This is a genomic window from Aeromonas sp. Y318-1 (assembly GCF_027706125.1).
Classification (GTDB): domain Bacteria; phylum Pseudomonadota; class Gammaproteobacteria; order Enterobacterales; family Aeromonadaceae; genus Aeromonas; species Aeromonas hydrophila.
The window spans coordinates 135,896-154,875 of record NZ_JAPDCM010000006.1 but is presented as its reverse complement, the minus strand read 5'-3'; the positions used below and the strand labels follow the sequence as shown (position 1 = coordinate 154,875).

General features: G+C 65.5%; 15 protein-coding genes. 5 read left to right on the top strand and 10 right to left on the bottom strand.

Annotation, left to right across the window (positions count from 1 at the left end):
- The first annotated feature begins 92 nt into the window (after positions 1 to 92).
- Together OKB87_RS10950 and yjeH are read left to right on the top strand one after the other, a co-directional pair.
- Positions 93 to 992 (top strand): LysR family transcriptional regulator, encoded by a 900-nt coding sequence (locus tag OKB87_RS10950; protein ID WP_270827428.1) that lies wholly within the window; start codon positions 93 to 95, stop codon positions 990 to 992.
- 101 nt (positions 993 to 1,093) lie between these two features.
- Positions 1,094 to 2,374, top strand: a complete 1,281-nt coding sequence (gene yjeH / locus OKB87_RS10945) for an L-methionine/branched-chain amino acid transporter (RefSeq protein WP_270827427.1) — start codon at positions 1,094 to 1,096, stop codon at positions 2,372 to 2,374.
- A gap of 41 nt (positions 2,375 to 2,415) precedes the next feature.
- On the opposite strand, the gene OKB87_RS10940 is transcribed toward yjeH, so the two are convergent.
- The 4 genes from OKB87_RS10940 to OKB87_RS10925 form a co-directional block, all read right to left on the bottom strand.
- Positions 2,416 to 2,955 carry a GNAT family N-acetyltransferase gene (locus tag OKB87_RS10940; protein ID WP_270827426.1) on the bottom strand — a complete coding sequence of 180 codons (540 nt, stop codon included), beginning with the start codon at positions 2,953 to 2,955 and terminating at the stop codon, positions 2,416 to 2,418.
- Between the two features lie 83 nt (positions 2,956 to 3,038).
- Entirely contained in the window at positions 3,039 to 4,778 is a 1,740-nt protein-coding gene (locus OKB87_RS10935) for an ABC-F family ATP-binding cassette domain-containing protein (RefSeq protein ID WP_270827424.1), read from the bottom strand.
- A 364-nt stretch (positions 4,779 to 5,142) separates the two neighbouring features.
- Positions 5,143 to 5,580, bottom strand: a complete 438-nt coding sequence (locus tag OKB87_RS10930; protein ID WP_016349890.1) for a PliI family lysozyme inhibitor of I-type lysozyme — start codon at positions 5,578 to 5,580, stop codon at positions 5,143 to 5,145.
- A 111-nt stretch (positions 5,581 to 5,691) separates the two neighbouring features.
- The gene (locus OKB87_RS10925) at positions 5,692 to 7,722 is read right to left on the bottom strand and encodes a M13 family metallopeptidase (RefSeq protein ID WP_270827423.1); all 2,031 of its coding nucleotides are present in this window, start codon (positions 7,720 to 7,722) and stop codon (positions 5,692 to 5,694) included.
- Between the two features lie 128 nt (positions 7,723 to 7,850).
- Here OKB87_RS10925 and tilS point away from each other — a divergent pair, with 128 nt between their 5' ends.
- Positions 7,851 to 9,191, top strand: a complete 1,341-nt coding sequence (tilS, locus tag OKB87_RS10920; RefSeq protein ID WP_270827422.1) for a tRNA lysidine(34) synthetase TilS — start codon at positions 7,851 to 7,853, stop codon at positions 9,189 to 9,191.
- 65 nt (positions 9,192 to 9,256) lie between these two features.
- Here the strand turns inward: tilS and OKB87_RS10915 are convergent, their stop codons facing one another.
- Positions 9,257 to 10,177 (bottom strand): GGDEF domain-containing protein, encoded by a 921-nt coding sequence (locus OKB87_RS10915; protein WP_029301567.1) that lies wholly within the window; start codon positions 10,175 to 10,177, stop codon positions 9,257 to 9,259.
- Between the two features lie 100 nt (positions 10,178 to 10,277).
- Between OKB87_RS10915 and OKB87_RS10910 the strand changes: the two genes are divergently transcribed.
- Positions 10,278 to 12,230 (top strand): monovalent cation:proton antiporter family protein, encoded by a 1,953-nt coding sequence (locus OKB87_RS10910; protein ID WP_167297570.1) that lies wholly within the window; start codon positions 10,278 to 10,280, stop codon positions 12,228 to 12,230.
- Between the two features lie 85 nt (positions 12,231 to 12,315).
- Here OKB87_RS10910 and OKB87_RS10905 read toward each other — a convergent pair whose 3' ends face one another.
- From OKB87_RS10905 to OKB87_RS10890, 4 genes are all read right to left on the bottom strand, one after another.
- Positions 12,316 to 13,461, bottom strand: a complete 1,146-nt coding sequence (locus tag OKB87_RS10905) for a patatin-like phospholipase family protein (protein ID WP_024946021.1) — start codon at positions 13,459 to 13,461, stop codon at positions 12,316 to 12,318.
- Between the two features lie 121 nt (positions 13,462 to 13,582).
- Positions 13,583 to 14,452, bottom strand: a complete 870-nt coding sequence (locus OKB87_RS10900) for an alpha/beta hydrolase (protein WP_024946020.1) — start codon at positions 14,450 to 14,452, stop codon at positions 13,583 to 13,585.
- 71 nt (positions 14,453 to 14,523) lie between these two features.
- Positions 14,524 to 15,105, bottom strand: a complete 582-nt coding sequence (locus OKB87_RS10895; RefSeq protein ID WP_270827419.1) for a TetR/AcrR family transcriptional regulator — start codon at positions 15,103 to 15,105, stop codon at positions 14,524 to 14,526.
- An 88-nt stretch (positions 15,106 to 15,193) separates the two neighbouring features.
- Entirely contained in the window at positions 15,194 to 15,838 is a 645-nt protein-coding gene (locus tag OKB87_RS10890; protein ID WP_244089647.1) for a response regulator transcription factor, read from the bottom strand.
- Positions 15,839 to 15,996: 158 nt separating this feature from the next.
- Here OKB87_RS10890 and OKB87_RS10885 point away from each other — a divergent pair, with 158 nt between their 5' ends.
- Entirely contained in the window at positions 15,997 to 16,623 is a 627-nt protein-coding gene (locus OKB87_RS10885; RefSeq protein WP_270827418.1) for a glutathione S-transferase, read from the top strand.
- Positions 16,624 to 16,719: 96 nt separating this feature from the next.
- Here the strand turns inward: OKB87_RS10885 and OKB87_RS10880 are convergent, their stop codons facing one another.
- Positions 16,720 to 18,828, bottom strand: coding sequence for an alpha-amylase (locus OKB87_RS10880; protein WP_270827417.1), 2,109 nt, complete (start codon positions 18,826 to 18,828; stop codon positions 16,720 to 16,722).
- Positions 18,829 to 18,980: the final 152 nt, after the last annotated feature.

Sequence of the window (18,980 nt, the reverse complement as noted above, 5' to 3'; positions counted from 1 at the left end):
GCTAAAAACCATTTATTACTAAACTTTTGGTTGTGAATGTGGGCCGCTTGCAGCGGGCCAAATGGCCTCGAAACGGGGGCAAAGGAGGGGTTGTGGACCGATTGACCAGCATGCGTATCTTCACCCGGGTGGTGGATCTCGGCTCCTACAGCGCGGTGGCGAACGAACAGGGGATCAGCGCCCAGATGGTGGGCAAACACGTGCAGGGGCTGGAGCAGTGGCTGGGGGGCAAGCTGTTTCACAAGACCACCCGCCAGCAGACCCTGACCGAGCTGGGCCAGCTCTTTCTGGCCCGCTGCCAGCGAGTGCTGGAGGAGCTGGCGCTGACCGAGTCGCTGACCCAGCACCTGCTGGCCGAGCCGGCTGGACGGCTGCGCATCGCCGCTCCCCTCAGCTTTGGCCACCATCGGCTGGTGCCGCTGCTGCCCGCCTTTCTCGACCGTTACCCCAAGCTGGAGGTGGATCTGCAGCTCACCCCGCGCTGGGTCGATCTGGTGGAGGAGGGGTTCGACGCCGCCATCCGCACCCTGCGCCCGCAGGATGAAGCGCTGGTCGCCCGCCCGCTGCTGGCCCAGCACTACCGCCTCTGCGCCGCCCCCGCCTACCTCGCTCGCCACGGTGTGCCCCGTCAGCCGGCCGATCTCGCCCACCACCAGTGTCTGCACGGCAACTGGGGCGAGCACGAGCGCTGGCAGTTTGTCGGGGGCGATGGCCAGAGCGAGGAGGTGCGGGTCGCCTCGCGCCTTCGCATCAACCACTGGCCAGCGCTGCTGACGGCAGCACTGGCAGGGGCGGGCATCACCTTGCAGCCAGCCGATCAGGTGCAAGGCCATATCGCCGCGGGGCGGCTGCTGCCCCTGCTCGATACCTACCGCATTCCGGACAAGGCCCTCCATTTCATCTACCCGGCGGCGCGCCGGCAGGTGCTCAAGATCACCCTGCTGGGGGACTTTCTGGCGGAGGCGCTGCAGCCGGACTCCGTACCTGAATAAAGCACTGCATATTCTTGCCATCCTGCTTAACCATCGTGCTTAACAAAGGAGCGAGGGAGGCCTAACATGGCGGGATGTTTTTCTAGTCGGGACAAAAGGATATGTCTGGGTTGAAAAAGGATCTCGGGCTCTGGCAGGGGATGGGGCTGCTCGCTACCTCGCTGCTGGGCACCGGGATCTTCGTGGTACCGGCGACCGCCGCCTCGCTGGCGGGTGGGGCCTCGCTCTGGGCCTGGCTGCTGCTGATTGCGCTGGTACTGCCGATTGCCTTTACCTTCGCTCGCCTCGGCCGCCGCTACCCCCACGCCGGCGGCGCGCCGCACCTTATAGGCCTTGCCTTTGGCAACGGTGCCGAGCGCTTCTCCGCCTTCCTGTTTCTGGCAGTGCTGCCGGTGGGCCTGCCTGCCGCCCTGATGATTGCCGCCGGTTTCTGGCACGCCCTGTTCGATCTGGGGGAGTGGACCTTGTGGGGCATCCAGCTGCTCACCCTGCTCGGGGTATTTTTGCTGGGGCTGCGCGGGGCGCGCTCCTCCGGCAACCTGCAGTTGCTGATCGCGCTCGCCATTTTGGGGCTCACCCTGCTCATCTGGTTCAAGGGGGATATCAGCTGGCGCGACGCCGCCCGGCCGTTGCCGATGACGGACGAGTGGCCCGCCATGGCCACCGCGCTGGCGGTGATGTTCTGGTGTTTCGTCGGACTCGAGGCCTTCGCCCACATGGGGGAGGAGTTCAAGCTACCGGAACGGGATTACCCTATCGCCCTGCTTGGCGGGGTGCTGCTGGCGGGGCTCATCTACTGGGTACACTCGCTGGTGGTGCTCAAATACGGCCTCTACGGCGATGAGGCGACCAACGCCACCGCCATTCCGGCCCTGCTCTCGCTGCTGTTCGGCCCCACCGCCAAGTGGCTGGTGGCGGTGCTCGGCTATCTCTCCTGCTTTGCCAGCATCAACATCTACCTGCAGGGGTTTGCCCGGCTGATCTGGAGCATGGCGCGCGAAGGCAAGCTGCCGGTCTCGCTGGCCCGCCTCACCGCCCGCGGCGCGCCGCTGCGGGCATTGAGTCTGGTGCTTGCCATCTGTCTGGTCTGCATCACCCTGATCATCTGGTTGCGACTGCCCCTCGACGAGCTGATCCGCTACGCCAACGGCAACTTCGTGCTGGTCTACCTGCTCTGCATGGCAGCGGGTTGGCGCCTGCTCGGCGGGGTGGGCAAGGGGCTGGCAGGGGTGAGCGTGCTGCTCTGTGCCCTGGTGCTGGTGGCGCTCGCCTCCCAAGTGCTCTATGCCGTGGTGCTCAGTCTGGGGTATGGCTGCTTCTCCCTGTGGCGGCGCAGACACCGCCGCTCGGCATCCGATGAACGTGTCTGCGCCATCAAGTAACCCGAAAAAAAGCCCCGCAGTGCGGGGCTTTTTGTTGCAGGTCACAGGTTGGCGGGCAGGTCACTGCGCAAGATGGCGTAGTGGCGCAGGGAGATGAAGCCATTTCCCTTGCGTTCGCACTCCCGCGCGATGCCCTCGTAGTGAAAGCCCGCCCGCTCGAGCAGGCGGGCGGAGGGGAGGTTGGGCTCCTCCACCACCGCCAGTAGCCGGTGCAGCTCGCTGGTGCGATAAGTGAGCGGCAGCCACAGCCGCAGCGCCGCGCTCATCACCCCCTTGCCCCAGTGTTCGGGATAGAGCCAGTAGCCCAGCTCGGCCCGCCGGTGAGTCGGGTCGGCATCATTGTAACCGATGGCGCCGAGCGGTTCGCCCGTGTGCCGGTCGCGAATGAGGTGCCAGGCGCCGCGGCCGGTGCGGGTCAGCTCGGCATACCAGGCCATCTGGGCCTGGCACGCTGTCAGGCTGTCGTAGCTGATGCCGTAATAGGCGACGACCCGCGGATCGGACAAGCCGCGATAGATGTGGAGCAGATCGGCGTCGCTGACCGGATCCAGCCTGATGTGGGGTTGTTGCGTTGCTGTCATGGTGGCTCCTTGCGGCCAACCGGAGTTGGCCGCGAGTGGTGAGTCAAACAGGGATGGCTGGCAAAGCCGGTTCATGGTTCTGCTCATGATCCGACCAGCCCGAGCTGGTCGGTGAGCCTGGCCAGCTCGTCACGCCACTGCTGCTGCAGGCGCGGGGTCTGGTGCCTGGGCTTGCGGGCCAGATCGGCGACGAGCAGGGCATCGAGTTCATACCAGCGTGCCAGCAGCGCCTCTTCGTCATCCGCCGGGCCGGCCGGGGCCTGCCCCATGGCGGGGGCGGCCAGGCTTGCCTCGTCTGCTGCCGGCGAGGGCGCATCGCCGAGCAGCTCGGCATAGGCCCGCTCGGCGCTGTGAGCCTCCCGGATGCGGCCGTCTCTGATCAACCAGAAGCGGTTGCAACTGCGCTCGATCAGCTCCCGGTCGTGGGAGACCAGCAGTACACCCCCCGGGAAGGCGGCAATGGCGTCGGCCAGCTGCTCCTTGCCCGCCAGATCCAGGTGGTTGGTGGGCTCGTCGAGCCAGAGCATGTGGTGGCTGCCGAGCGACAGGGCGAGAAACAGCAGCCGTGCCCGCTCGCCCCCGCTCAAGCTGTGCACCTGCTGGCCGTGGCGGGCATAGGGGAAGCCCGCCCGGATCAGCGCCTGACGCCGCGTGGTCTCCGGCAGAGGGGCCAGCGGATAGAGAGCGTCGCTCAGGGTGGCGTCGTCAGCCAGCTGCAGCAGCGACTGATCGTAATAGGCGATGCTGGCGCCGGGGTGGCAGTACCAGCCTGCCTGCGGGCTCTGCGCGGCCAGTTCGCGCCAGCACTGGCGCAGCAGGGAGGACTTGCCGGTGCCGTTGGCACCGAGCAGGGCGACCCTGTCACCCGCCCGCAGCCAGAGCCCTTCGGCCCGCAGCAGCGGCGGCAATGCTGGCGCCGGCGCCACGTCGAGGGCCTCCAGCCGCAGCAGGGTGTCGGCTGGCAGGCTCAGTCCGCGCAGTTCGAGCCGCCAGGGGGCCAGCGCCGCCACCTGGCTCTGCTCCTCCTGCAGGCGGGCGATGCGTTTTTCCATGGATTTGGCCTGGCGCACCAGCTTCTCGTTGTCATGCTCCCGCCCCCAGATGGCGAGGCGTTTGCTGCTGGCGCTCAGGCGGTCTATCTCCTTTTGCTCGTCGGCCCGGCGCAGACGGGCCTGCTCGTCCTCGGCGGCCAGCGCCGCCCGCGCCTGGCTGCAGGGCAGGGTGAAGCGGTGCAGCTGACCATCGCGCAGGATCAGGGTCTGCTCGGTGACCCGGTCCAGCAGGCGACTGTCGTGGGAGACCAGCACGAAGGCGCCGCGCCAGCCCAGCAGAAACTGCTCGAGCCAGAGCAGGGCGGGTAGATCCAGGTGGTTGCTGGGCTCATCGAGCAGCAGCAGGTTGGGTTGGCGCAGCAGGGTACGGCCTATCTGCAGCCGGCTGTGCTGGCCGCCGCTCAGTGCACTGACCGGCAGCGCGGCCTGGGCCTCCAGCTGCAGTTCGGCCAGCAGCTTGTCCACCTGCCATTCGGCGCTCGGGTCGTTGCCCAGCGCATCCAGCAGCACGGCGCGGGTGCTGAGGGTTGAAAGCCTGGCTGGCAGTTGTTGGGCCACGAACTCGCAGCGGCAGGCGGCCGCCTGCACGACCCGGCCGGCCTGGGGCGTGCGCTCGCCCGCCAGCAGTGCCAGCAGGGTGCTCTTGCCGCAGCCGTTGGCACCGACAAGGCCGAGCCGGTCGCCTGCGCGGATGCCGAGTTCGAGGTGGTCAAATAACGGAAGGTGCCCCGCACTCATCTGCAGGGAATGGGTACTCATCAGGGTTGTCATGCTCTTGCTCTCTTAAATCGCGGGATCAGAAATCCCTGTCATCAGGAGCGCTGGCGACAACGGCAGAGTCGAGAAAGGTCTCGGTATGGAAGGGAGTCGGCTTTGCTCGAACCCGCTATCGCAGCGCGATGGTATGCAGGCAAGAGCACGCGAATGTGCCGAACAGGCGAGCCGAGAACATCGGACACGCTTGGATAACCATTTTTTACCTCCTTGTGTTTCGTTATGGCACGGTGCGGCGATTATAAGCGCAGAAAAAATAACCGTCTATCTATGGCGGTGCCCTGCGGGTGAGGCGGGAAGGCGCTTTGTCAGCGGCGGGACAAAAAAACGCCCCGCTGGGCGGGGCGTGGTGATGGGGATGTCAGTCGCGCGGGGTCTTAAGTGCCTGGATCACATCTTCATTGGGGGCCAGCCCCTCCACGTGGTTGAAGCTGTCCAGCCCCTCCTGCGGGTTGATGGTGAAGGCGTCGGCACTCAGGTAGCTGCCGCTGCCGGCACTCTCGACCACGACGATGAGCTCGGGCTGCTTGTCGCCGTTGAGATCCAGCAGCTTGAGCTCCTTGATGCTGCCATCGCGCGGCAGCACCTTGCCGTCGATGAACTGATCCAGCGGGAACTGGGGGTTGGCGCCGGAGTAGAGGCGCACGTCGTAGCTGCCGGTGGAGGCCGGTTCGCCGCGCCCTTCGCTGACGGTCACTACCTGGCCTGAGGGGAGCGTCAGCTGTTTGAAGAACCCGTCCGCCGCCTGGCTGGCGAGGGGCAGGGTGAGCAGGCCGAGTGTCATGAGCAAGGCTTTCATCGGTTTGACCCTTGTTACTGCGGCGGCGGTTGCCCGCCACCAGTGTCACTGTGCGAACCGGGCGGGCAATCCCCGCTGGTTTGCGTCATCCGCCCCTCATCGGGGCGGTCATTACCAGATCTTGACCCGTTTGGCCGGGTCCAGATAGAGCTTGTCACCCGGCTGGATCTTGAACGCCTCGTAGAAGGCGGGGATGTTCGGTACCACGCCGTTGACCCGGTATTCCGGCGGTGAGTGGGGATCCGAGGCGAGCAGCATCTGCATCAGCTCGGGGCGATACATGCCTTTCCATACCTGGGCCCAGCCGAGGAAGAAGCGCTGCTCGCCGGTGAAGCCGTCCAGCACCGGGGCCTCCTTGCCATCCAGCGACAGCAGGTAGGCCTTGTGGGCGATGGTAAGGCCGCCCAGATCACCGATGTTCTCCCCCAGGGTGAACTGGCCGTTGACGAACTGCCCCTTGATGGGCTCGAAGCGGTTGTACTGGGCCACCAGCCGGCTGGTGCGGAAGCGAAACTCCTTGAGATCCTGGGGCGTCCACCAGTCGCGCATCACGCCGTCACCGTCGGATTTGGCGCCCTGATCATCAAAACCGTGACCCATCTCGTGACCGATCACCCCGCCGATGGCGCCGTAGTTGACCGCATCATCCGCCGTCATGTCGAAGAAGGGGGGCTGCAGGATGGCGGCCGGGAAGACGATCTCGTTGTTGCTCGGGTTGTAGTAGGCGTTCACCGTCTGCGGCGACATGTGCCACTCGTCTCTGTCTACCGGCTTGCCGAGGCGCGCCAGGTTGTCGGCGTATTCGAAGGCGCGGGCCCGCTGCAGGTTGCCCACCAGATCGTCGGCACGGATCGCGATGGCGCTGTAGTCCTTCCACTTGTCCGGGTAGCCGATCTTGGGGCGGAACTTGGCGAGCTTGGCCTGGGCCTGGGCCTTGGTGGCCGGCGACATCCAGTCCAGCTCCTCGATGCTCTGGCCGTAGGCGGTGCGCAGGTTCTCCACCAGCTGCTCCATGCGGGCCTTGGCCTGTGGCGGGAAGTAGCGCTCCACGTAGAGCTTGCCTACCGCCTCGCCCAGGTGATCGTCCAGTACGCCGAGGGCCCGCTCCCAGGGGGCGCGCTGTTTGGGCGTGCCGCTCAGGGTGGTGCCGAAGAAGGCGAAGTTCTGGGCATCGGTCTGGCTGTCGAGGTAGGGGGCGTAATCGGTGATGAGATGCCACTTGAGATAGGCCTGCCAGTCGCCGACCGGGGTCTGCTGCATCACCTCGTTGAGGGCCGCGAGATAGGTGGGCTGGCCGATGATGAGGCTGCTCTGGCCGGCGAGGCCGGCCTGGGTCAGGTAGGCATTCCAGTCGATGGCGGGGGCGAGGCGTTTGAGCTCGCTCTGGGGCCCCTTGTTGTAGTTCTTCTCCCGATCCCGCAGGGTGACGTTGTCCCACTGGATCCGGGCGAGTTTGCTCTCGAGGGCCAGGATGCGTTTGGCCTTGGCCCCCGCATCCGCCTCGCCGAAGCGGCCCAGCATAGTGGCGATGTGCTGCTCGTATTTCTGGCGCAGCGCCTGGCTGGCGGCATCCGTCTTGAGGTAGTAGTCCCGATCCGGCAGACCGAGCCCGGCCTGGTAGAGGTAGACCGCATAGCTGTCCGGCGCCTTGGCGTCGGCATCGACCCAGAAACCGAACGGGGCACCGCCGCCGTTGCGACCGCTCTGGGCGAAGGCCCGGGCCAGATCCTGCGGCGTGCGGATCTGCTCGATCTCGCTCAGCATCGGCATCAGCGGCGCCGTGCCCTTGGCGTTGCGGGTCGTCTGATCCAGGTAGCTCTGGTAAAGATCGTGGATCTGCTGGGCCGGTGTGCCGGCGGCGGCCTTGCCGTCCAGCCCTTCTACCAGCACCCGCACGTCCGCCAGGGATTTGTCGCGCAGCATGTAGAAGGCGCCGTCGGCGGGCCTGTCGTCCGGGATCTTGGCGGTGGCGAGCCAGTGGCCGTTCACGTAGCGGAAGAAGTCGTCACCGGGTTTGACGCTGGTGTCCATGTTGGCCAGCGCGAGGCCGGAGTGTTTGTCTGCGCCGTCCGGAGCCTGACTGCAGCCGGCCAGCAGGGCCAGCCCGACGAGGGCGGCCAGTATGCTTTTTTTGTTGTTCATTATGTTGGATTCCAATTCGGGTTATGCGGCTTCCTTGCCCACGCAGGGAGCGTCTCACTCTAGCAGTCGGGTTAGCGCTTGATAAGCCCGAGTCTGCTAAGATCGGCCTGGTCGTATTGGGGAAGCCTATGATTTCTCGTATTTATTCTCGTTTTTGTCAGACTCTGCCCGCGCCGGAAGGTTCCCGTGGTCTGCTGGTGGCCTTCAGCGGCGGGCTCGACTCCACCGTGCTGCTGGTGCTGGCGGCCCGCTTTGCCCGCGCCCACGGCCTTGCCCTGTGCGCCCTGCACGTCCATCACGGCCTGAGCCCAAATGCCGACGAGTGGGTGGCCCACTGCGAAAAGGTGTGTCAGCAACTGGCGGTGCCGCTGCTGGTCGAGCGGGTGCAACTGCAGCGGGAGAGTGGTGACAGCCTGGAGGCGCAGGCGCGGGAGGCCCGCTATCTGCGCCTCGCCGCTCAGCTGGGGGAGGGGGAGTGGCTGCTCACCGCGCACCATCAGGACGATCAGCTGGAGACCCTGCTGCTGGCGCTCAAGCGCGGCGCCGGCCTGCGCGGGCTGGCGGGCATGGTGCCGAGCCAGCCCTTTGCCGCTGGTCTGTTGCTGCGTCCCTTGCTCGAGGTGAGTCGGGCCGAGCTGGCCGAGGCGGCGGCCAGCCTCCCCTATGGCTGGGTGGAGGATGAGAGCAACCAGGATGAGAGTTATGACCGCAACTTCCTGCGCCAACGGCTCATTCCCCAGCTCAAGGCCCGCTGGCCCGCCATGGCCCAGACCGCGGCGCGCAGCATGGCGCTGTGCGCCGAGCAGGAGGCGTTGCTGGAGGAGCTGGCAGAGGCCGACTGGCGGCTGGCGGCGGCAGGAGAGGCGCTGCAGATCGCGCCGCTGCTGGCCCTGTCAGGCACCCGGCGCAACAACCTGCTGCGTTACTGGATCCGCCGCCAGGGGGGCGAGATGCCCTCCCGCGAGCAGCTAGGTCTGCTCTGGCAGGAGGTAGCGCTGGCGCGTGAAGACGCCAATCCCCAGCTCAACTGGGGCGGGCAGAGCTGCCGCCGCTTTCAGGGCCGGCTCCATCTGGTGCGACCCGGGCTGCAGCCTCGCCACGAACAGCTGACATTGGCCGTGGGGGAGACACTGATCCTGCCGGACGGGCTGGGGGAGGTGCGCTTGCTACCGCGAGTGGAAGGGGAGGGGCTGCGACAGCCAAGGGCGGACGAGCCGCTGTCGGTGCGCTTCGGGGTGGCCGCCGGCAGCATGCTCAAGCCGGTGGGGCGCGGCGGCAGCCGGCGTCTCAAGAAGCTGCTGCAGGAGTACGGGGTTCCCTCCTGGCAGCGCGGCCGCATTCCCATCCTCTATTACGGCGAGCAGGTGGCGGCGGTGGGCGAGCTGTTTCTCTGTGACGGATTCATGACGCAGGGCGCCGGTCTGGCCTGGCACTGGCTGCCGGCGGCGGCCTGTCAGCCTCCCGCCTGATCCTATCCGTTGCAAATGACAAGGCCGGCATATGCCGGCCTTGTCATATTCAGCGGCTGGTTGGTTCAGTCCAGCAGGCCGGCCTTGCCCGCTTTCTTGCGAGCATAGAGGTGGGCATCGGCGGCCTCGTACAGGCTGTGCACGTCCACCCCGGACTGCCAGCTGGCGGCTCCCAGGCTGCAGCCGACCGAGAAGGTACTGAGCTCCTTGTGGATCATCAGCATGTGCTGCAGGCGCAGCCAGACCGGGCGCCAGGCCTCGGGTTCGGCGGGTTGCAGCAGCAGGGCGAACTCGTCGCCGCCGAGGCGAAACGCCTGATCCGTGCTGCGGATGCAGTGAGTCAGCAGCTGGGCGAAGCGGCTCAGCACCAGATCGCCGACCGGGTGGCCCCAGGTGTCGTTGATCTGCTTGAAGTTGTCGAGATCCAGCAACACCAGTACCAGGCCGTGGGATTCCCGGCTGTGCTGCTCCACCGCCCGGCCGATGGCTTCGTCGAAGTAGGAGCGGTTGCCGAGCCCGGTCAGGTGATCGAGCCTGACCTGCAGCTCCAGCTGTGACAGGCGCAGATAGAGAGGCAGGGGCAGGCAGAGCAGCTGGTGATACTGCTGCAGGATCCGCTGCTGGCTGCCGCTCAGGGCATGTTCCAGGGTGTAGTGCAACTGGCCGATCAGCTGGCCATGCTGGCCGCGCAGCTCGAACGGGTAGCTGTGCAGGGTCAGGCTGGCCTGGGGCGGATGCTGGATCAGGGTATGCGGCTGGCCGCAGTCGAAGTGCAGGCTGTGGATCCGGACAATTCTTGCCGCACGATCGGCAAAGGTTGCCAGCAGGCTGCCTAGGTCCATCTGCACCAACAACAACTCGAGCAACTGGTTGCGATCCTGACTGGCTAGCGGCGTGAGCCGCTCCATCTGGCGAACCCACTGCTCGATGCCATGTCCCAGACCATTCAATGATGATGTGTTTTCCACGGTACAGCCCTCAAACAACCTACTTCCTGACACTTACCTGCAATCCTTGTGCCCAAAATATGTTCGATGCGAACAAGAGTGGCTGGCTAGGCTTAAGTAGATAAAAAGGGAGGAAATATTGTACGCAGATGTGTTGATCCTGCTGCTTGCCGCCGTGCTGTTGGTGGCGATTTTCCGGCGCCTCGGCCAGCCGGTGATCCTCGCTTACCTGCTTGCCGGGGTACTGCTCGGCCCCTATGGCGTCGCCGTGATCACCGGCCAGGCGATCATGCAGACCATCGCCGAGCTCGGCATCGTCTTTCTGATGTTCTCGCTTGGGCTCGAATTCTCGCTGCCCCGCCTCATCGCCATGCGTCGGCTGGTGATCGGGGTGGGCGGCCTGCAGGTGTTGCTCACCTCCCTGCTGTTTTTCGCCATCGCCTGGTGGTGGGGCTTGAGCCTGCCCCAGGCGCTGGTGGTATCTGGCACTCTGGCGCTCTCGTCCACCGCCGTGGTGATCAAGCAGCTGGGGGAGCAGAAGCAGCTGCACACCCGCCGCGCCCAGCTCGGGGTAAGCGTGCTGCTGTTTCAGGATCTGGCGGTGGTGCCGCTGTTGGTGATGATCCCCATCCTGGCCAGGCCCGAGATCCAGGGCAGCGCCCTGCTGGCGGAGATCGCCTGGGCCACCCTCAAGGGGCTGTTTGCCCTGCTGAGCCTGCTGGCGGTGGGCAAATGGCTGTTGCCGCTGCTATTTCACGAGGTGGCGCGGGCCCGCTCCGACGAGCTGTTCGTGCTGAGCGCCCTGCTGGTGGCGCTGCTGGCGGCCTCGCTGACCCAGTGGATGGGGCTCTCCATGGCGCTGGGGGCCTTTCTGGCGGGCATGATGCTGGGGGAGTCCCACTATCGCCATCAACTGGAAGTGGACATCCGGCCGTTTCGGGACGTGCTGATGGGGCTCTTCTTCATCACCATCGGCATGACCATGGACTGGCAGCGGGTGGCGCAGGACTGGTGGCTGGTGGCCACCAGCGTGCTCTGCCTGATCCTGTTCAAGTCCCTGCTGGTGCTGCTGGCCGGCCGGCTGATGGGGGAGCGCAAGCGCGATGCCATGGCGGCGGGGATCATGCTGAGCCAGGTGGGGGAGTTCGGTTTCGTGCTGCTGGCGCTGGCCAACCACCACGGTCTGCTCGACCATCGGCTGGTCTCCCTGCTCATCGGCATCGGCGTCACCTCCATCGCCATGACGCCCTGGCTGGTGTTGCAGGCCCATCATCTGGCCCGCTCCCTCACCGATCCGGCCCTGCTTACCCGCTCCGAGGTGGCCCAGTCGGGACTTAGCAAGAGCCAGCACGTGATCATCGCGGGCTTTGGTCGGGCCGGTCAGACCTGCGCCCGTTTTCTCAAGCAGGAGGAGATCCCCTTCCTGGCGCTGGATCTCGACCCGGAGCGGGTGAGCGAGGCCAAGTCGGCGGGAGAGCAGGTGGCGTTTGGCGATGCCAGCCGCCGCGACATCCTGCTGGCCGCCGGCCTGCTGCGGGCCCGGCTGGTGATCATCACCTTTGACGATCACAAGCGGGTGGAGGCCATGCTGGCGCTGATCAGGGAGCTGGCGGGGGAGGTGAAGGTGCTGGTGCGCACTCGGGATGACAGTTTTCTGGAGGCGTTCAAGCGGGCGGGCGCCTTTGCGGTGATCCCCGAATCCCAGGAGGGGGCCCTGATGCTGGTCTCCCACCTGCTGCTCAACTGCGACATTCCCATCGGCCGGGTGATCCGGCGCATGGAGCACGAGCGCAGCAGCCAGTACCGCTTTCTGCACGGTTTCTACTGGGGGGATCAAAGCGCCGGCAATCTGGAGACGGACCAGCTGCTCGAGCGGCTGCACCCCGTACTGCTGCACGAGCAGGCTTGGGCGGTGGGGCGCAGCGTGCAGGCCCTGGCGCTGGAGACGGTGCGGATCAAGGAGGTACAGCGCGGCGAGCTTAGGCTGGAGCCCAAGCCTGATCTGGTGCTGGCGGCAGGGGATCGGCTGGTGCTGTTCGGCAATGGGGTGGCGGTGGAGCAAGCGGAGCAGCGCCTGCTGGAGGGGCGTTAGCCCTCCCTCAAGGTGTGTTCATCCTTGCCGAAGGCGAGTGAGCCGCTTGCTGGTGGGCGTGCCGGCCCACCCTCAAGGGCCCATTTCAGGCTTCGACCGGTACCATCTCCTCTATCCCCAGAAACGCTTCGACCCGCCGGCGCTCGTTCAGGGTATCCAGGTAGCCCAGCTTGATCAGCTGCTGGCAGTAGCCGGGATAGAACATCAGGAAACTGGCCAGGCTGCTGGTCTCGTCCCCCGTCACCCCCAGTACTCGCAGCAGGCGGCGCAAGTGCACCGGCAGCTTGCGCAGATAGGCCAGCGCCAGCAGGTCGAGATCCTGGCTTGGCTTGAGCACGCAGGTCTCCACCCGTTTGAGTTTCAACCGGTTGCGCTCCCGCTCCGGGATGAGATCTAGGGTCTGGTTGATGCGCCACAACCGCTCCAGATCCGAGTTGAGGGTGTCGGTGAAGACGGTGTCCAGCAGGTGGCTGGCGATGTTGGAGCTGGTCAGGTGGCCATGGTGGAAGGTGGGCGCCGTGTGCGCCGGCGGATCCAGGGTGATCAGCAGGATCCGCTCCGCCCCCAGGTGGATGGCGGGGCTGAGCGGGCTCAACTGATGGATGGAGCCGTCGCCGTAGAACTTGTCGCCGATGTGGGTGGCCGGGAAGACGAACGGCAGCGCCGAGGAGGCGAGCAGGTGATCCGAGGTGAGCAGGGTGCGCAGCCCGCGCCGTCTGGCCCGTTCCCACGGCAGGTGCTCGGCCCGCCCCTGAAAGAAGGTAGTGGAGAGGCCGTCGTCGTAGTCGGAGGCGGTGATGGCCAGCGCCTCCAGGCTGCCGTAGAGGATGTTGTCATCGATGCGGTGATAGTCGATGAGCTGATCCAGCAGGCGGCGCAGTGGCGCGTTGTCGAACAGGTGAAAGGCGTGGTTGGTGTGGGGGTTGATGAGCCCCGCCGAGCCCTCATACATCAGCCGCCACAACAGGCGCCCCGGGTGAAAGTCGAAGATGTGGTGGGTCTCGAAGCGGCGCCAGACCCACTCCAGCTTGCGCACTCCCAGATGAAAGCAGGAGGCGTAGCAGGCCAGCGCGGTGACATTGATGGCGCCGGCCGAAGTGCCGCACAGGATGGGAAACGGAATGCCGAGATTGCGGGGATAGAACTCGGCGATCGCCTTGAGGGCGCCGACCTGATAGGCGGCGCGGGCACCACCACCGGTCAACAGAAGAGCTGTGTTGGGTTTGGCCATGATACTGCGCCTTATGCATGCCACTGGGGGTGTTGCCACCGAGCAATTTAACTATAAGACGCTGTATCAAATATAAAAACAGGCCTGCCAACCATTTTTTGCAGGCCCTTTTTGAGGCTGTTCAGTTGGCGCGGCGGGCGGCGCTCAGCTGATCGAACGCGGCGAATGCGGGGGCACTGGCGAGGATGCGGCCGTGGCCGAGGCCGCGGGTGCTCACCAGCCGGGTGCGGCCATCCTGGGTGGCGCGCAGGGAATCACCGTGCGGGGCGAAGCGGTCCTCCTCATCGTGCACTATGATGGCGGGCCCGCTGCGGCCGGCGAGCCGCCCCAGCGGGTCGACCGTGCTCAGGGGGTGCTGGTACTCCTGCTCAATCTCCTTGACCACCGCATCGAACAGCCGGATGGAGTAGCCGGATCGCGCCACCATACCGTAGAGCTGGGGCACGTAGTCGAGCACCGGCGAGATGAGCAACAGCGGCAGGGCATCCAGCTCGCGTCGGCGGCTGGAGAGGGTGACGGCGCCCCCCATGCTGTGGGCGATGACGCCCTGCAGCGGGCCGCACTCGGCCGTCATCTTCTCCACCAGTTCGTCGAAGGCACGCACGAAGCGGGGCAGGTGGCCGGTATGGCCGGCGCTGTGGCCGTGCGCCGGGTGATCGTAGGCAATGGCCGTGAAGCCCTGGGCCGCGATGTGGCTCATCAGTGGGTAGAACTGGCCGGCGCTGCCTGACCAGCCGTGCATCAGCAGCCAGACCGGTCCCTGGCCGAGCCGGTAGCTCATCAGGGTGCCTTCGCTGGTGTGCACGGCCTGTTTGACCAGTCCGGCCGGCGCCGTGTCATCCCGCTGGTTGCGCTGGGGGGTGAGCAGCAGCTTGCTGGCGGTGCGCTTGGCATGAGCGGGGGCCAGGGTGTGATGCAAGCGGGTGCCAAGGCCAAGCAGCCATTTGCTCGGGCTGAAGCGGCGGGTGTTGAAGTAGATCTTGCTGCTCATGGTCATCCTGTGGTTTTTATGTGCGAACGGTCGTGCTTTTTTGTCGGTTTTAAAAAAGAGAGGTCAATCCATCAGCGCCAGCCATCCAGCAGCGTCTCCACTTCGGGCCAGAAGTGGCGGGCCGGATCCTGACACAGATCGAGGGCATTGAACACCTGATCCGCCAGATAGAGACCATAGAGGCGATAGACGGCGCGCCAGGGATCCATGTCGCTGCGCCACTCGCCCTCGCTCTGTCCCTGCACCACCTGGCGGGCCAGGTAGTCGAGCCAGAAGCGCACCAGCTGGCGGGCAGCCTGCTGCACCTCACCTTCCTGGGCCGAGGTCCAGGCGTCGAGGAACATGCAGCGGCCGGCGAAGCACTGGTTCCAGGCCAGCCAGGCCTGCAGCAGGGCCGTCAGCTTCGCTCGCTGGCTGCCGTGTTGCTGCTGGCGTACCGGCTGGATCACCCGCTCCCGGAACACCTCGGCGGCGTACTCCAGCACGGCGATCTGCAGGTTGTCGCGGGACTGGAAGTGGGCGAACAGGCCGCTTTTCGACATCTCACAGGCGCTGGCAAGGGAGCCGATGGTGAGGCTCTCCAGCCCCTGCTGGCTCGCCTGCTCGAACGCAGTCTGCAAAATGCTGTCGCGGGTCAGCCGGCCCTTGCTCATCGCACTCTCCTTCATTGACCGGGGCAGCATAAAGTACGACCGTGCTATTTGTCGAGCGACAGATGATGTGCAGGCCTGCTGGGAAGGTTCAGCTCTCCTTGATATCCATCTGCTGCAGGGCGATGACCGCCTGGGTGCGGTTCTTGACACCGAGTTTTCTGAAGATGGCGGTGATGTGTGCCTTGATGGTGGCCTCGGAGACGTTGAGCTCCCAGGCGATCTGCTTGTTGAGGCTGCCGTCGCGCAGCATCACTAGCACCTTGTACTGCTGGGGTGTGAGGCTGGCGAGCTTGCTGGCAAAATCGGCGCCCTCACTGGGCTCGGGATGGAGCGAGATGCCGGCCGGCACCCAGTTGTCACCCTCGATCACCGTATTGAGGGCGTTGACCAGCTCCTTCATCGGTGCCGATTTGGGGATGAAGCCGAGCGCGCCGAGCCGCAGCACCTGCTGGATGATGGCAGGCTCTTCCGAAGCCGACACCACCACGATGGGCAGGTCGGGATACTGGCCGCGCAGGTGGGCGAGGCCGGAGAAGCCGTTGGCCCCCGGCATCTTGAGATCGAGCAGCAGCAGGTCGACTTCCGGGTGCTCACCCAACAGGTGGGCCAGGCTGTCGATGGAGTCCGCTTCCAGCAGCTGGGCATCGTCGATGGCCATGTGCACCGCTTGATAGAGGGCGCCCCGAAACAGGGGGTGGTCATCTGCGATGACGATGGTAAATTGGCTGTCCATTGCTCACATTGTTGCTAACTGATTGTTTTGGAAAATCAAACTAGCACCGCTCCCGGAGAGGGTCAAACCTGCCGGCGTGCAAATGTGAAGCGACCGTCGGATGTCGTGCCATTGGGGCAGATGGGATGGTCATGAACAACCCATGCAGGAGGCAATAGATGGGATCTCTGGTATTGACGGTGGGCACGGGCTCCACCTGGGCGATGCGGGCGGCGCTGGTGCTGGCCATGAGCGGGCTGGAGTGGCAGGAGCAGGTGTTCGACCTGGAGGATGCCAAGGAGCTGCAGCGGCTCAAGCGGCTGGCCCCCGCCGGCCTGGTGCCCTGGCTCGATCACGACGGCGTGCGGATACACGACTCGCTGGCCATCGCCGAGTACCTGCACGAGCTCTGCCCCGCACGCCAGCTCTATCCCGAGGCGCGAGCCGAGCGGGCGTTGGCCCGCAGTCTCTGCGCCGAGCTGCACGCCGGTTTTCGCCAGATCCGCACCCTGCTGCCCTTCTTCCTCGGCGCCCCGACCCGCAGCGAACCGCCGGTGGAGGCCATCGGCGAGCTGGCCCGGCTGCAGACCATCTGGTCCCAGGCACGGGGCCCCTTCTATTTTGGCGAGGCGGGGATCCTCGATGCTTTCTATGCGGTGATGGCCTACCGGCTGGCGAGCTACGGCATCCAGCTGCCGGGGCAGGCGGGCGCCTATCAGCAAGTGCTGCTGGCCTGGCCGCTGTGGCAGCAGACCCTGGTCAAGGCGCGTTTGCAGTGGCCGGCGGCCGCTCATCAGCCGCAGTGAACCTGCGGGCGAAACAGCCTGTCTGAACGGCTGGTGTAAACAGAGAGGGGAGCCACTGGCTCCCCTCTCTGTTTGGGGTTGATTCCTTAAGCTGGATTATGGCTGGCGGCCGGCGAACACCACCACCACCTTGTCATCCCCCTTCTCCCGCACGAAGGCATAGGGGCTGTCGGCCAGTTTCTTGTGGCTGCCCGCCGCCACCGCCGGGTGGGCGGCGCGGAACTGGCCGAGCCGCTGCCAGTGCTTGACCAGCTCGGCCTTCTCGCCGCTGGCCAGCTCCTGCCAGTTCATGTCGGAGCGCAGTGCCTGATCGAACACGCCGCCATCCTTGGCGAGCCCGCGGCCGGACTCATCGCCGTAGTAGATCTGGATGCCGCCCGGCAGCAGCATGAAGCTGCTGGCAACCCGGCGCTGCAGCGGCACGTCCTGATAGTCGCCGAAGAACAGCTTGGTGTCGTGGGAGCTGATGTAGCTCAGCACGTTGAACTCGGGATCCTGATTGATGCGGCTGGCGTAGCCGGCATAGGTGGGCTCGGCGCTGGCCAGGCACTGGGCCTGGGGCAGGGCGAACTCGCGCTGATAGTCGAAGTTGATCAGCGAATCGAAGCCGTGTCGGTACCAGAAATCCTTGGCCACCCCGTGATCCCACACCTCGCCCACCATGTAGAAGGGCAGATCGTCGAGCTTCTTGGTCGGATTGGCGGCTTTCCACTCCTTGAGGGCGGTGGTGCCGGCCTGCTTGAGGCGGGCCCATACCTCGGGCTCCAGGTGTTTGACCGTGTCGGCTCTGAAGCCGTCGATGCCGAAGCGGCGCACCCAGTCGGTGTGCCAGGCAATGAGATAGTCGCTCACTGTGGCGTTGGGCAGCGCCTTGGCCCTGGTGTCTTTTTTCTCCGCCAGCAGCGGCGGCAGCCCCACCGGCTTGGTGGATTCGGTGAGGAAGTCCGGCAGTCCCGCCACCGAGCCGGTGACGTCGTCGGTGCCGGGTTGCGGGTAGCCGGGCAGGCCGGCCCGCACCCAGTCACCGCTCCACCACTGGTCCCACTTCGGCGACTGGTAATCGATGAACTGGTTGTAGCCATGCCAGTTGAGGCCGCCACTCGGGCGCCACTGATTCCAGCGGGCCGGCAGTTTGCCGGTGTTCTGGGTGAGGTCGGTGAGCCCCAGATCTTGCAGATCGGCGAGGGTGGCGTAGCCGGCGTGGTTCATCACCACGTCGAGGATGATGCGCATGCCGCGCTTGTGGGCCTCGTCCACCAGGGTTTTCAGGCTCTCCTCGTCGCCGTAGTTGGGATCTATCTTGGTGAAGTCGAGCGCCCAGTAGCCGTGATAGGCGTAGAAGGGGAAGTTGCCCTGCTCGCCGCCGCCGATGAAACCGTGCACCTGCTCCACCATGGGGGTGATCCAGATGGCGTTGATGCCGAGCTGCTTGATGTAATCGAGCTTGGCAGTCAGCCCCTTGAAGTCGCCGCCGTGCCAGGTGGCCACTTCATCCTGACCGTCCTGTTGGCGCCCGAAGCTGTGATCGTTGGCGGGATCGCCGTTGTTGAAGCGGTCGGTCAGCAGGAAATAGACGCTCGCCTGATCCCAGCTGAAGGGGGCCGCTGTGGCCGCCTTGACCGGCTCGAGCAGCAGCAGGCCGCCGCTCTCTTTGCTCGGCGTCAGGGTCAGCTTGCCACCCTTGACCACCCCTTGCTGGCCGGAGTAGGCGTCCCGCAGCTGGGTGCCGTCGGGCCAGACTCCTTTCAGGGATACGGTAACCGGGCCGCCATCCCAGCTGATGCAGGGTTCTGCTGGCGGCTGGCGTTTGAACTCGCTCTTCTTGGTGGCTCGCAGCACTTTGAGGCTGGGAGTATCCGGGTTGAAGGTGAACTGATAATCCCCCGCCAGCATCACCCGCAGGTTGAAGTGCTGCCCCTTGCTGCACTTGTCCATGGGCTGGGCGGTGCCGAAGGGGAGCGGTTTGGCCTCGCTCGGGCCGAAGCTGGTGCCGCAGCTGTTGCCCGCGTCGCTGATGCGGATCTGGTGGCTCCCCTTGGTGAGCGGATGGGTCATCTGCACCGCTCCCTTGTCCAGTGCCAGCGGCGCGCCGACTGGTTGGTCATCCACGTAGAGGCGCACCTCGGCGGCCATGGCCTGATGGAGGAAGAGGGGACTGGCCAGCAGGGCGAGCCAGAGGGAAGAAACCGAGGGAGTGCGACGCATAAGCCATTCCTTGCTGGGGTTAAGCGGACCAGATTGCCGTCAATGGGGCTCATTCTAGGAGGCATGAGGGCGGGCTTGGACAGGCAAACCGTCGATTTGTGACATCAGTTCAAATGGTTACGTTTTCAAGAATGGAAAAGTGTGAGCGGGGT